10 protein-coding genes are annotated in these 13,843 nt (G+C 64.6%); 7 read left to right on the top strand and 3 right to left on the bottom strand.

Annotated features, from left to right (window positions below):
- Positions 1-4: 4 nt before the first annotated feature.
- Together EJ074_RS11195 and EJ074_RS11190 are read right to left on the bottom strand one after the other, a co-directional pair.
- A complete protein-coding gene (locus EJ074_RS11195) occupies positions 5-3,145 on the bottom strand; it encodes a multidrug efflux RND transporter permease subunit (RefSeq protein WP_095808995.1) in 3,141 nt (1,046 codons plus the stop codon).
- On the bottom strand, positions 3,142-4,311 hold the full coding sequence (locus EJ074_RS11190) for an efflux RND transporter periplasmic adaptor subunit (RefSeq protein ID WP_095808996.1): 1,170 nt from the start codon (positions 4,309-4,311) through the stop codon (positions 3,142-3,144). The genes EJ074_RS11195 and EJ074_RS11190 overlap by 4 nt, the downstream gene beginning before the upstream one ends.
- 80 nt (positions 4,312-4,391) lie before the next feature.
- Between EJ074_RS11190 and EJ074_RS11185 the strand changes: the two genes are divergently transcribed.
- Together EJ074_RS11185 and EJ074_RS11180 are read left to right on the top strand one after the other, a co-directional pair.
- A complete protein-coding gene (locus EJ074_RS11185) occupies positions 4,392-4,613 on the top strand; it encodes a cysteine rich repeat-containing protein (RefSeq protein ID WP_095809061.1) in 222 nt (73 codons plus the stop codon).
- A 130-nt stretch (positions 4,614-4,743) separates the two neighbouring features.
- Positions 4,744-5,847, top strand: coding sequence for a calcium:proton antiporter (locus tag EJ074_RS11180; RefSeq protein ID WP_129553366.1), 1,104 nt, complete (start codon positions 4,744-4,746; stop codon positions 5,845-5,847).
- Between the two features lie 76 nt (positions 5,848-5,923).
- Here the strand turns inward: EJ074_RS11180 and EJ074_RS11175 are convergent, their stop codons facing one another.
- Positions 5,924-6,832, bottom strand: a complete 909-nt coding sequence (locus tag EJ074_RS11175) for a hydrogen peroxide-inducible genes activator (RefSeq protein WP_129553365.1) — start codon at positions 6,830-6,832, stop codon at positions 5,924-5,926.
- A 129-nt stretch (positions 6,833-6,961) separates the two neighbouring features.
- Here EJ074_RS11175 and katG point away from each other — a divergent pair, with 129 nt between their 5' ends.
- The 5 genes from katG to guaA all read left to right on the top strand — a co-directional run bounded on the left by katG (position 6,962) and on the right by guaA (position 13,576).
- Positions 6,962-9,169, top strand: a complete 2,208-nt coding sequence (katG, locus tag EJ074_RS11170; RefSeq protein WP_129553364.1) for a catalase/peroxidase HPI — start codon at positions 6,962-6,964, stop codon at positions 9,167-9,169.
- A 286-nt stretch (positions 9,170-9,455) separates the two neighbouring features.
- Positions 9,456-10,745 carry an RsmB/NOP family class I SAM-dependent RNA methyltransferase gene (locus EJ074_RS11165; protein WP_129553363.1) on the top strand — a complete coding sequence of 430 codons (1,290 nt, stop codon included), beginning with the start codon at positions 9,456-9,458 and terminating at the stop codon, positions 10,743-10,745.
- A gap of 95 nt (positions 10,746-10,840) precedes the next feature.
- The gene (locus tag EJ074_RS11160; RefSeq protein ID WP_095809001.1) at positions 10,841-11,299 is read left to right on the top strand and encodes a PaaI family thioesterase; all 459 of its coding nucleotides are present in this window, start codon (positions 10,841-10,843) and stop codon (positions 11,297-11,299) included.
- 4 nt (positions 11,300-11,303) lie between these two features.
- The gene (locus tag EJ074_RS11155) at positions 11,304-11,942 is read left to right on the top strand and encodes a 5'-methylthioadenosine/S-adenosylhomocysteine nucleosidase (protein WP_129553362.1); all 639 of its coding nucleotides are present in this window, start codon (positions 11,304-11,306) and stop codon (positions 11,940-11,942) included.
- A 71-nt stretch (positions 11,943-12,013) separates the two neighbouring features.
- The gene (gene guaA, locus EJ074_RS11150; protein ID WP_129553361.1) at positions 12,014-13,576 is read left to right on the top strand and encodes a glutamine-hydrolyzing GMP synthase; all 1,563 of its coding nucleotides are present in this window, start codon (positions 12,014-12,016) and stop codon (positions 13,574-13,576) included.
- The last annotated feature ends 267 nt before the right edge of the window (positions 13,577-13,843 follow it).

Here is a 13,843-nt window from a genome sequence, read left to right as displayed (position 1 = left end):
TACTCTAACCCGGAAGCATCGCCCGCTTCGCCTTGCGCTCGGCGCGCCATTCCTCGAACCGCTGCAGGATCACGAAGAAGGCGGGCACGAAGAGGACGGCGAGGCAGGTCGAGGCGATCATGCCCGAAAACACCGTGATGCCGATCGATTTGCGTGCGCTCGCGCCCGCGCCCGTCGCCAGCACCAGCGGCGCCACGCCGAGAATGAAGGCGAAGGAGGTCATCAGGATGGGGCGGAACCGGGCGCGTGCAGCTTCGATCGCCGCCTCGACGATCGGTCTGCCGGCGGCGCGCAACTCGCGCGCGACCTCGACGATCAGGATGGCGTTCTTGGCCGACAGCGCGATCAGCAGGATCAGGCCGATCTGGACATAGAGATTGTTGTCGATGTGGAGCCCGTTGAGCACCAGCACGGGGCCGACCAGCGACATCGGTGCGGCGAGCAAGATCGAGATCGGCGCCAGCCAGCTCTCATATTGTCCCGCCAGTACCAAGTAGACCAGCAGAAGCGCCATGCCGAACACCAGGTAGATCTGGCCGCCGACGAGCTTTTCCTGGAACGAGAGCGCCGTCCAGTCGTAACCGGTGCCGGGCGGCAGCGTGTCGGCGGCGGCCGCCTCCATCAGTTTGATCGCATCGCCTGATGAAAAGCCCTGTGCCTGCACGCCGAGGATCGAGGCAGAGGGATAGAGGTTGTAGAGGCTGATCAGCGAGGGACCGACGCTTGGCGTGACGGTTAGCACGGTGCTGAGCGGGATCATGTCGCCGCTTTGGTTGCGCACCGTCAGGCGGCCGATGTCCTCGGGCGAAAGACGGAACTGCGCATCGCCCTGCACATAGATCTGGAACACGCGCCCGAACTTATTGAACTGGCTGACATAAGTGGAACCGAGATAGCCGGCCAGCGTCTGGAACACCTGGTCGGTGGTCAGCCCGAGCGTCTGCACCTTCTCGCGGTCGAACTCGACCTGGTACTGCGGCACGTTGGACCGGAACGTCGCCGAGACGCGCTGGATGCCCGACTGCGTCTCTGCCGCCCTCGTCAGCGCGTTGGCGGCGCCTTGCAGCTTGGCCAGGTCGAAGCTGCCGTCACGTAGCTCGATCTGCATGGTGAAGCCGGCGGCGTTGCCGATGCCCTGGATCGGCGGCGGCGGCAGCACCAGCACGTTCCCGTCCGCCATGCCGGACAGATTCTTGTTGAGCGTCGCATAGAGCGAGGCGAGATCCTCGCCCTTGCCGCGCACGCTCCAGTCCTTGAGGATGATGTAGGCGACGCCCGCATTGGCGAGCGTGGAGTTGTTGTCGAGGGCCGAGAGGCCGGCGATCGTCACCACTTGGTCGACCCCCGGCGTGGCCTTGGCGATGGTCGAGACCTGCTGCAGCGTGTCCTGCGTGCGGCCGAGCGATGCCCCGTCGGGCAATTGCACCGAAGCGAGCAGATAGCCCTGGTCCTCGATCGGGATGAAGCCGGTGGCGACGCGCGACATGCCGTAGCCCGCCGCGCCGATGATCAGCAGCGCAATGATGCCCATCACCGTGCTGTGACGCACCATCGATCCGATCAGGCGCGCATAGCTGTTTTCCGCGCGCTGGTAGAGGCGGTTGAAGCCGCGGAAGAAGGCGTTGCGTTTTTCGAGCGCCACCGGCTGCCTCAGCCAGGTCGCGCACTGCGTCGGTTTCAGCGTTGCCGCGTTGACGGCGCTGATGAGGGCCGTCGCCGCGATCACCAGCGCGAATTGCGCATACATCTGCCCGGTCAGGCCAGGCAGGAAGGCGGCCGGCAGGAACACCGCCATCAGCACCAGAGTGATGCCGATGATCGGCCCGAACAGCGCATTCATCGCCGCGACCGCCGCGTCGTGGCGCGACATGCCGCGTTCCATATTGTGCGCAGCCCCCTCGACCACGACGATGGCGTCGTCGACGACGATGCCGATGGCGAGCACGATGGCGAACAGGGTCGACAGATTGACGGTGAAGCCGAGCGCAAGCATGGCCGCGAAGGCGCCGATGATGGTCACCGGCACGGTCGTTGCCGGCACCAGCATCGCCCGCCAATCCTGCAGGAAGAGCAGGATGACGATCAGCACCAGCACCGCGGCCTCGAACAGGGTCTTGTAGACCTCGTCGATCGCCTGGCTGACGAAAATCGTGGTGTTGAAGGGGATCGAGTAGGCAAGGCCTTGCGGGAACTCGCCCGACAATTCCTTCATCCTCGCCTCGACCTTGCCGGCCACGTCGAGCGCATTGGCGCCCGGCGACAGGAAAATGGCCAGGCCGGCCGCCTGCTGGCCGTCGAGATTGAAGAACTGCCCATAGGTCTGGGCGCCAAGCTCGACCCGGCCGACGTCGCGCACGCGGGTCAGGTCGCCGTTGGCGCCGGTCTTGACGATCACCGCGCCGAACTGATCGGGGTCGTCGAGACGGCTGGACACCTCGATCGTGTATTGGAAGGACTGCCCGTCGGGCGCCGGCGGCGCACCGACCTGACCCGCAGTGACCTGCTCGCTCTGCTGCTGCAGCGCCTGGACCACGTCCTGCGTGGTCAGGCCGCGGACCTGCATCTTCTCCGGGTCGAGCCAGACGCGCATCGAGTACTGCCCGGCGCCGAACACGTTGACGTTGCCGACGCCCGGAATCCGGGAGAGTTCGTCCTTCAGGCGGATCGTCGCATAGTTGGCGAGGTAGAGGCTGTCATACTGGCCGCTTGGCGACGTCAGCGTCACGATCTCGAGGATGGAGGTCGACTTCTTCTGGACGTTGACGCCCTGCACCTGCACTGCCTGCGGCAGGGACGCCAGGGCGGTGGACACGCGGTTCTGGACGCGCACCTGCGCCTGGTCCAGATCGGTGCCGATCTGGAAGGTGACGGTCAGATTGTAGCTGCCGTCCGACGCGGCGAATGACTGCATGTAGAGCATGCCTTCGACGCCGTTGACCTGCTGTTCGATCGGCAGCGCCACCGTGTCGATCACCGAGCGGGCGCTGGCGCCGGGATAGCGTGTCGTGACCGAAACCGTGGGCGGCACCACGTCGGGATATTGCGCCACCGGCAGGCCGAACAGCGAGATCAGCCCGACGACGACCATGAGGATCGCGATGGCATTGGCCAGGACCGGGCGTTCGATGAAGAATTTGGAGATCATTGCACAGCGCCGTCGGCTGCGGCCGCTTCCAGCGTCTTCACCTGCGGCTCGATCTTCTGGCCCGGCACGGCCGTGAGCAAGCCGGAGACCAGGACGCGATCTTCCGCCGAGATGCCCTTGGTGATCACGCGCAGCGTACCGACGAGCTGGCCGATCTCGACCGGGCGCTCCTCGACCACGTCGTCCTTGCCGGCGACGAGCAGGTAGCGGCCTCTCTGGTCGCTGCCGATCGCGCGATCGGGAACGAGCAGCATGTCGGGCTCTTCGCCCAACGGCACGCGGACGCGCACGAAGTAGCCCGGCAGCAGCGCCCGATCGTCGTTGGGCAGCACAGCGCGCACCGCAAGCGTGCCGGTGGCGGCTGTCACCTCCGGCGCTGCAAAGTCCAGCATCCCCTTATGCGGGTAGCCCGTCTCGTTCTGCAGACCGACTTCGACCGGTATTTTCTTCAGATCCTGTGAGGTTATCCCGCGCTTGGCCATGGCGGCGCGGATGCGTAGCACGTCCTGCTCCGAAACGTTGAAGTTGACGTAGATGGGCGCAAGCTGAACGATGGTCGCCAGCGTGGTGGCGCTGCCGGCGCCGACGAGTTGCCCGATCGAGACCTGGCGGGCGCCGACGATGCCTGCAAACGGCGCCTTGACCTCTGTGTAGCTCAAATTCAGCTGGGCCTGCTGGACGTCGACCGCGGCCTGCTTCTGCTTGGCGACGTCGACGTCTGCCGCGGCAGCGGACTGATCGAGGGTCGATTGCGAGATGATCTTCTGCGACAGCAACTCCTGCTGCCGCTTCAGGTCGGCTCCGGACTGCTTGGCCGAGGCATCGGCCGAACCCTGTTCGGCCTGGGCTTGGTCGAGCGCCAGCTGGTAGGAAGCCTGCTCGATAAGGAACAGGCGCGTGCCTGCCTTGACCTCGTCGCCGTCCTTGTAGTCGATTTCCTGGATGAAGCCCGAGACACGGGCAACCAGCGGCGTCGTGTTGATCGCGGCGGCGCTGCCGGTGGCATCGAGATAGGGGGTGACGTTCTGCTTCACCGGAACCGCGACGTCGATCTTGGGGGGTGGCGGCGGCGCGTAACTGTTTTCTTTGCTGCAACCGCACAGTAACGTTGCTGCAAGTGCGAATAAACCTGCCGTCGGCGCGGCTCTCCCCCAGGCGAAAACCATTTTGCCCCTCTGAATACTTCGGTATATATATCGCATTGTTATGGAATTGGGTGAACCTACCTTTTTTGGGGGAGTTTGTCATGCGGATTGCGTTGGGCGTGCTTTTTGTGGCAACTCAGATTACCGCTACAGTGGCGCTGGCACAGACGGCGGCGGAGCGGGAAGCCTGCCAGGCCGACTATGAGAAGTTCTGCAAGGGCGTGGAACAGGGTGGCGGCCGCATCATCAAGTGCCTGAACGATCATCTGAGCGACCTGGCGCCGCAATGCCAGAAGGTCGTCAAGGAGAACACGCCCCAATAGGCCGCCGCGCTTTCCCGATGACAGGGCGGGATCATCGAATGCCGGCCGGCAACGGCTTTCGCAGGACACTTGGCTGGATGCCCCCACGCAAGCTTGCGCAAATGCCCAAGACAGCAACGCCAAGGCCGCGATGAGCGAATTCGGGCGATCGGTGGTCTCTCGGGTGATGCCCGCCGCTGCCCTGGCCATGGCTCTCGCAGTCAGGGTCGGCGGGCTGTCGGTCGAGCAAGGATCGCTGGAGATCAGGATTCTGGTCGGCGCCGTTTCGACCGCTATCATGTTCGTCACCATTTTCGTGGTGCTCGATCACGCCGAGGCGGTCGCCCGGCGCGTGGGAGAGCCGTATGGAACGTTGGTGCTGACCTTTGCGGTGACGGCGATCGAAGTGTCGATCATCGTCTCGATGATGCTGCACGGCGAAAACAACCCGACGCTTGCCCGAGAATCGGTTTTCTCGACGGTGATGATCACGTCCACCGGCGTCGTCGGCATCTGTCTCACGCTCGGCGGCTGGCGCCATCGCAAGCAGGCCATCGTGCGGCAGGGAACCAGCGCCTATCTGGCGGTTCTATCTGCGCTGACGGTGATGACGCTTATTCTGCCGACCTACACGCGAACCACGGATCCGGGAACGTTTTCAGCCGCGCAGCTTGGCTTCGTCAGCGTGCTTTCGGTGTCGCTCTACGCGTGCTTCGTGTTCGCGCAGACGGTCCGCCACCGGGATGATTTCGTTGAACAGCACGAACCCGAGCATGCGGCCCGAACTGCCGCTCACGAGGGCGTCGCGGCCAGCGCGCTGCTCCTGTTCATTGGGCTGATCGGTATCGTGATGCTCGCCGAGCAGGTTGCCGCCAGCGTTGAAGATGCGCTCGTCGCCTACCAGTTGAGCCAGGCCGACGGCATCGTCGGCGCATTGATTGCCGGGCTCGTGCTGATGCCGGAATCCATTTCGGCCATCCGCGCCGCGCTCAACAATGAGCTGCAGCGCGGCCTCAATGTCGCGATGGGTTCGGCCTGCGCGACGATCGGCTTGACCATACCGGCAGTGGCAGCCGCCAGCCTGCTGACGGGAAGGGGACTGACGCTCGGGCTTCCTTCCGTCGATATCGTGCTTTTGGTGCTGGCGCTTTTCATCTGCAGCATCAGTTTCAGCACCGAGAGGACGACGTTTCTGACCGGTGCGGTTCACCTGATCGTCTTCATGACCTTCGTTTTCCTGATAGCGATCCCATGAAAGCTTGAGGTGAGCCCATTTCAAACAGTCACCACACTGACATGTGCTGACCGGCGGGCACATGCAAAAGCGCGCGTTATGCCGCCAGCACCGCCTGACCCAGCCCGCGGATGATCTTCGCCAGTTCGACGCATTCGTCCTGGCGCACCTTGTTCTTCCGCCAGGCCATGCAGATCATGCGCTGCGGCATCGGCTCCTGGAACGGCACGATCCTGAGATCGGGCATGACGCCGGCCGCACTTGCCGCCATCTCCGGGACCAGCGTCACGCCCAGCCCATGCGCCACCATCTGCAAGAGCGTGGTGAGGCTGGTGGCACCGTAGCTTGCCATTGCCACCGGCCGCACATTGCCGCAGACGGCCAGCGCCTGCTCGCGCAGGCAATGTCCTTCCTCGAGCAGCATCAGCCGTTCCAATGCGGGGCTTTCCGGCGGCACCGGCGGCGAAGCGAAGGCCGGATCGCCGACAGGCACCGCCAGGAAGAACCGGTCGGGGAAAAGCTCCTCGGTGACGAGGCCCGGATAGTCGAGCGGCAAGGCGGCGATGAAGGCGTCGAGCCGCCCCGAGGCACTGTCCTCGATCAGCGAGGCCGTCACCGCCTCGCGCAATTCGAGCTGCAGGGCAGGGAAATGCCGCCTGAGCTGCGGCAGCACATGCGGCAGCAGATAAGGCGCGACCGTCGGGATAATGCCCAGCCGGAAGCGGCCTTCCATGACAGGCCGGCCGCGCCGGGCCGTCGTCTCCACCTCGCGTATGTCGGCGAGGATGCGTTCGATGCGCGGCTGCAGGGCAAGCGCTTCGTCGGTCATCCGCACCGTCTTGCCGCCGCGCTCGAACAGCAGGCAGTTGAGCCGCTCTTCCATTTCGGCGATCTGCGCGGAAAGCGCCGGCTGGCTGACGCCGGCGAGCTTTGCGGCGCGGCCGAAATGCAGCGTCTGCGCCAGCGCGTCGAAATAAAGCATCTGCCGGACGGTGAGGCCAATCATAAGAAAATCCTATCGGAAAAAACAGGAAAGGCAATTTGTCTTTATCGGCGGCCCGGCCTAGTCTGGAATCATTCCAGAGTGGCGTGGCTCTGCGCCCGCCCGGATACCTCGGCAAAATCGGAGACTAAGATGGACGCGAAAACCGACGACAACAGCGCGGGCAAATGCCCAGTGGCGCATGGATCCGCCGGCCGGACCAACCGTGACTGGTGGCCGAACCAACTCGACCTTGGTGTTCTCCACCAGCAGTCGAACCTCTCGGACCCGATGGGCGAGGACTTCGACTACGCCAAGGAATTCCAGAGCCTCGACCTCGACGCGGTGGTCAAGGACCTGCACCATGTCATGACGGATTCGCAGGACTGGTGGCCGGCCGACTTCGGCCATTACGGTCCGCTGTTCATCCGCATGGCCTGGCACAGCGCCGGAACCTATCGCATCGGCGACGGCCGCGGTGGCGCCGGCGCCGGTCAGCAGCGTTTCGCACCGCTGAACAGCTGGCCGGACAACGCCAATCTCGACAAGGCGCGCCGGCTGCTGTGGCCGGTCAAGCAAAAATACGGCCGCAAGATCTCCTGGGCCGACCTGATGATCCTCGCCGGCAACGTCGCGCTGGAATCGATGGGCTTCAAGACCTTCGGCTTCGCCGGCGGCCGCGCCGACGTGTGGGAGCCGGAGCAGGACGTCGACTGGGGTTCCGAAACCAAATGGCTTGATGACGAGCGCTATTCGGGCGACCGCGAGCTGCATGGCCATCTCGGTGCAGTGCAGATGGGTCTGATCTACGTCAATCCGGAGGGACCGAACGGCACGCCGGATCCCGTCGCCGCCGCGCGCGACATCCGCGAGACCTTCCGCCGCATGGCCATGAACGATGAGGAAACGGTGGCGCTGATTGCCGGCGGCCACACTTTCGGCAAGACCCACGGCGCCGGTGATGCCTCTCTGGTCGGCGCGGAGCCGGAAGGGGCCGGCATCGAGGCGCAGGGCCTCGGCTGGTCGAGCAAATATGCCACCGGCATTGCCGGTGACGCGATCACCTCCGGCCTCGAGGTCACCTGGACGACGACGCCGACCAAGTGGAGCAACAATTTCTTCGACAACCTCTTCAACTTCGAGTGGGAGCTGACGAAGAGCCCGGCCGGCGCCCAGCAGTGGACGCCGAAGGGAGGCGCCGGCGCCGGCACGGTGCCGGACGCGCACAATCCCTCGAAGCGCCACGCGCCGGCGATGCTCACCACCGATTTGTCGCTGCGCTTCGACCCGGCCTATGAGAAGATCTCGCGGCGGTTCCACCAGCATCCGGACCAGTTCGCCGATGCCTTCGCCCGCGCCTGGTTCAAGCTCACCCACCGCGACATGGGACCGATCGTGCGCTACCTCGGCCCGCTCGTGCCGAAGGAAGAGCTGATCTGGCAGGATCCGGTCCCGGCAATCGATCATGAGCTGGTGAGCGAGCAGGATATCGCCGCGTTGAAGGCCAAGATCCTGGCCTCCGGCCTGTCGGTATCCGAACTGGTCTCGACCGCCTGGGCTTCCGCCTCGACCTTCCGGGGCTCCGACAAGCGCGGCGGCGCCAATGGCGGTCGCATCCGCCTCAGTCCCCAGAAGGAGTGGGAGGTCAACCAGCCGGCTCAGCTCTCGAAGGTGCTGGCCAGCCTCGAAGCGATCCAGCAGGAGTTCAACGCTGAGCAGACCGGCGGCAAGAAGGTCTCGCTCGCCGACCTCATCGTGCTTGGCGGCGCCGCTGCGGTCGAGAAAGCGGCGAAGGACGGCGGCAACGAGGTGAAGGTGCCTTTCACGCCCGGCCGCATGGACGCCTCGCAGGCGCAGACGGATGTCGAATCCTTCGCGGCGCTCGAGCCGAAGGCGGACGGCTTCCGCAACTACGTCGGCGGCAGGCTGCCGATGTCGGTCGAGGCGATGCTGGTCGACCGGGCGCAGCTGCTGACACTGACGGCGCCCGAAATGACGGTGCTGGTTGGCGGCCTGCGCGTCCTCGGCGCCAATCACGGCGGGTCGAAGCATGGCGTGTTCACCGACACGCCCGGCACGTTGAGCAACGACTTCTTTGTCAACCTGCTCAGCATGGCGACAATCTGGGATCCGGCATCCGAGCCGGGCTCGGACGAGGTCTATGAAGCGCGCGACCGCAAGACCAAAGAGATCAGGTGGACCGGCACCCGCGCCGACCTGATCTTCGGTTCGCACGCGCAGTTGCGTGCATTTGCCGAAGTCTACGCCTCGGCGGATGCCAAGGCGAAGTTCGTCAAGGATTTCGCCAAGGCGTGGACCAAGGTGATGAACCTCGACCGCTTCGAGATCGCCTCGAAGTAAGGTCTCATCCTCCCAAGAGAAAGGCGCGGGTTCATGCCCGCGCCTTTTTCGTTCAACCGAAGCAGTTTCAGGAAAACTGTACCGCGTTTTCCCTTCGAAATCGCTTCCATCCAACGAAATCTCGGTCCTTCTCGAGACGCCCGCCTGGGCGACGGACCGCAATGATGGCATCGCGGTACCGATCCTTTGCCATGGCAATAGTGGTTACCGCAACAGAACTGTTTCAATCCTTGCCTGAAACGCTTTATGAGCGGGCCAGAAGCAATCTGCGGGATAGCGAAACAAGATGCGACTGGGCGGAAGGCTGGCGGCGGCCATCGAAGTTCTGGAAGACATCGGCCGGCGACATCGGCCGGTGGCCGACGCCTTGCGCGATTGGGGCCTGTCGCATCGCTTTGCCGGCGGCGGCGACCGTGCCGCCATCGGCAACATCGTCTATGACGCGCTGCGCCGCAAGCGCTCGGCCGGCTGGCTCTTCGGCGAGGACACGCCGCGCGCCATCGGTTTCGGCGCGCTGCTGCTCGAATGGAGCCAGACGGCTCAGTCGCTCAACGAGGCGCTGGACGGCGACAAGTTCGCGCCGCCACTGCTGAGCGCGGCCGAGCTGAAGGCGGTTGCCAGGCAGAGCTCGCAGGAGGCGCCCGACGCCGTGCGGGCCGATGTTCCCGACTGGTGTGCGCCGCTGCTTGCAAGGGTCTATGGTGACGCCTGGATCGGCGAGGGGGCAGCGCTCGCAATGCGCCCGCCGCTGGACCTCAGGGTCAACACGCTGCAGTCTGATCGCGACAGGGTGCTTGCCGAACTCCAGGGCACCGGGGCCGCGCCTGCCGCAATCGCGCCGCTCGGCATCCGCATTCCGCCGATCGACGGCGACGGCCGGCATCCCAATGTGCAGGCCGAACCCGCTTTCCAGAAAGGCTGGTTCGAGGTGCAGGACGAGGGGTCGCAGATTGCCGCGGCGTTGGCCGGCGCCGAGCCTGGCATGCAGGTGCTCGACTACTGCGCCGGCGCCGGCGGCAAGACGCTGGCGCTGTCGGCCGAGATGGACAATCGCGGCCAGCTGTTTGCCCATGATGCGGAGAAAGTGCGTCTGGCGCCGATCTTCGATCGCATCCGCCGGGCGCACAGCCGCAATATCCAGGTCGTGCGCAAGCCCGCGGACCTCGTGCCGCTAGCCGGCCATATGGATCTCGTGCTGATCGATGCGCCCTGCACCGGCAGCGGTACCTGGCGGCGGCGCCCCGACGCCAAATGGCGGCTGACCGAGAGGCAGCTCGAAGCGCGCAAGGCCGAGCAGCAGGCGATCCTCGATAGCGCGCAGACATTCGTCAAAACCGGCGGACTGCTCGTCTACATCACCTGCTCGGTGTTCGACGCCGAGAACGGCGAACAGATCGCGGCTTTCCGCGAACGCTACGGCAACTTCGTGCCGGTCGATCACCGCCAGCTCTGGGACGGTTCCTTCCCCGGCCATGAAGGCGCGGCACGCATCGCCGATAGCGGCGGCATCTCGCTGTCGCCCGCCTTGAGCCGCACCGATGGGTTCTATTTCCACGCTTTGCGCAAGGTGGGCTAAGGATCGCGTCGTTTTGCTGCACTGCAGCATCAGGAGATTGCCTGTCCCGCCTGCCTCTGCAATAAAGCTGCGCCGGCAAAAGTGAGGCGAGGGCCATGGCAGCCAAGATCGTACCCGCTCCCGATTATGAGGAACGCGTCAGGGTCTCCTTTGCCCGCCAGAAGGCGATGGCCACCATCGGCGCCGAGCTGACGCTGGTCACGCCCGGCATCATCGAGATCGAGATGCCCTATGCACCAGAGCTTACCCAGCAGCACGGTTTCCTGCACGCCGGCGTCATTTCGACGGCGCTTGACTCGGCTTGCGGCTATGCGGCGTTCTCGCTGATGCCGCAGAATTCGAGCGTGCTGACCATCGAATTCAAGGTCAATCTCCTGGCGCCGGGCAGGGGCGAGCGCTTCCTGTTTCGGGGCTCGGTCACCAAGCCCGGACGCACCATCGTCGTCGCCGACGGCCAAGCCTATGCATTCGCCGCCGACGGCGAGGCGAAGCTGATCGCAACCATGACCGGCACCATGATGACGGTGGTCGGCCGCGACGGCATCGAGGGGTGATCTCATGGCAAACACCGCGCGGATAGCGCAGAAATCCGTTCTCTTCGTCATGGCGGCCGACGCCGAATATGGGCCGCACCTCAAAAGACTGTTCACGCCGCTCATGATCGGCGTCGGCCCCGTCGAGGCCGGCGTTCGCCTGGGCGCCGAGCTCGCGGCGTCGAAGGGGCAGGGCGCGCTCCCCGATCTCGTCGTCTCGCTGGGTTCCGCGGGCAGCCGAACCCTTGAGCAGGCCGAGATCTACCAGGCGGTGTCGGTCAGCTACCGGGATATGGACGCTTCGCCGCTGGGCTTCGAGAAGGGCGCCACGCCGTTCCTCGACCTGCCGGTGACCGTGCCGCTGCCGTTCGTCATCCCCGGCATCAAGAGCGCCACGCTTTCCACCGGCGGCGCGATCGTGACCGGCAACGCCTATGATGCGATCGCCGCCGACATGGTCGACATGGAGACCTTCGCCTGCCTGCGCGCCTGCCAGTTGTTCGGCGTGCCGCTGATCGGCCTGCGCGGCATTTCGGACGGCGCCTCCGATCTCCGGCATGTCGGCGACTGGACCGAATATCTGCACGTCATTGACGAGAAGCTTGCCGCCGCCGTTGGGCAGCTTGAACAGGCCATCCTGTCCGGCGCGGTTCGCCTCGCCTGAGGCTGGAAAGGACCGAAAGCCGCAGCGCGCAACCCATTGCGCCGACTCGTTTCTTTCTCTAAAGGCTCGCCATGACGACAGCCAATCATCCCGACTCCGTACTGATTGTCGATTTCGGCAGCCAGTTCACCCAGCTTATCGCCCGCCGCATCCGCGAGGCCGGCGTCTTCTCCGAGATCGTGCCGTTCCAGTCGGCGGAAGCTGCTTTCAAGCGCATGAAGCCGAAAGCGGTAATCCTGTCCGGCGGCCCAGCGTCGACCGGCGACATCGGCAGCCCGCGCGCGCCGCAGATCGTCTTCGACGCCGGTGTTCCGGTGCTCGGCATCTGCTACGGCCAGATGGCGCTCTGCGTGCAGATGGGCGGCGTCGCCGAGAGCTCCAACCACCGTGAATTCGGCCGCGCCTTCGTCCACATCGAGGAGGAGAGCCCGCTGTTCGAGGGGCTGTGGGCACCAGGCCAGCGTCACCAGGTGTGGATGAGCCATGGCGACCGCGTCATCGAACTGCCACCGGGCTTCGAGGTGTTCGGCAAGTCGGAAAGCTCGCCCTTCGCCATTTTCGGCAATGTCGAGCGCCGGATGTACGGCATCATGTTCCACCCCGAGGTGGTGCATACGCCGGATGGCGCCAGGCTGCTGAGGAACTTCGTCCACAACATCGCCGGCATCGAGGGCGACTGGACGATGCGCGCCTATCGCGAGCACGCCGTCGAGGCGATCCGCAAGCAGGTCGGCAAGGGCAAGGTGATCTGTGCGCTGTCGGGCGGTGTCGACTCCTCGGTCGCCGCGCTGCTGATCCACGAGGCCGTCGGCGAACAGCTGACCTGCATCCTTGTCGACCACGGCCTGATGCGCAAGGATGAGGCGCAGAGCGTGGTGGAGATGTTCCGCCAGCACTACAATCTGCCGCTGATCCTGGTCGACGCTTCCGATCGTTTCATCTCGGCGCTGGAAGGCGAGTCCGATCCCGAGAAGAAGCGCAAGACGATCGGCCGCCTATTCATCGAGGTCTTCGAGGAAGAGGCCAAGAAGCTCGGCGGCGCCGACTTCCTGGCTCAGGGCACGCTCTACCCCGACGTCATCGAGAGCGTCTCCTTCTCCGGCGGCCCGTCGGTGACGATCAAGTCGCACCACAATGTCGGCGGCCTGCCCGAGCGCATGAACATGAAGCTGGTCGAGCCGCTGCGCGAGCTGTTCAAGGACGAGGTCAGGGCGCTGGGCAAGGAACTCGGCCTGCCGGAGAGCTTCATTGGTCGCCATCCCTTCCCGGGTCCCGGCCTTGCCATCCGCTGTCCGGGCGGCATCACCCGCGAGAAGCTGGAGATCCTGCGCGAGGCCGACGCCATCTATCTCGACGAGATCCGCAAGGCCGGCCTTTACGATGCCATCTGGCAGGCGTTCGCCGTGCTCTTGCCGGTGCAGACCGTCGGCGTCATGGGCGACGGCCGCACCTACGAGTTCGTCTGCGCGCTGCGCGCCGTCACCTCCGTCGACGGCATGACGGCCGACTTCTATCACTACGACATGAACTTCCTCGGCGCCGCCGCCACCCGCATCATCAACGAAGTGAGGGGCATCAACCGCGTCGTCTACGACGTCACCTCAAAGCCGCCCGGCACGATCGAGTGGGAATGATTCAGGCCTAGCCGAACGCCGCCGAATTTACGCTAGAGTGCGATCTAACTAACTGAAATCAATAATATATTATGCCGGCAGCTTTCGCGGGTTATCGGTATGCATTGTTCGGCGTTGTCGGACCAGCTGCCGGTCCTCCGCCATATTGCCACGATGGATTTTCGACAGTACCGTCACGTCATAGAAGGCTGATGACGGTACTTTTTTCAGACTAACGATCTGAAAACAAAGAAGATTTCCGCCAAAAGCTCTCAAAAAATCCGATGA

It is taken from the genome of Mesorhizobium sp. M3A.F.Ca.ET.080.04.2.1, from assembly GCF_003952525.1.
Lineage (GTDB): Bacteria > Pseudomonadota > Alphaproteobacteria > Rhizobiales > Rhizobiaceae > Mesorhizobium.
Note: the sequence above shows the minus strand (reverse complement) of the source record. Positions and strands in the feature narration are given on the sequence as shown.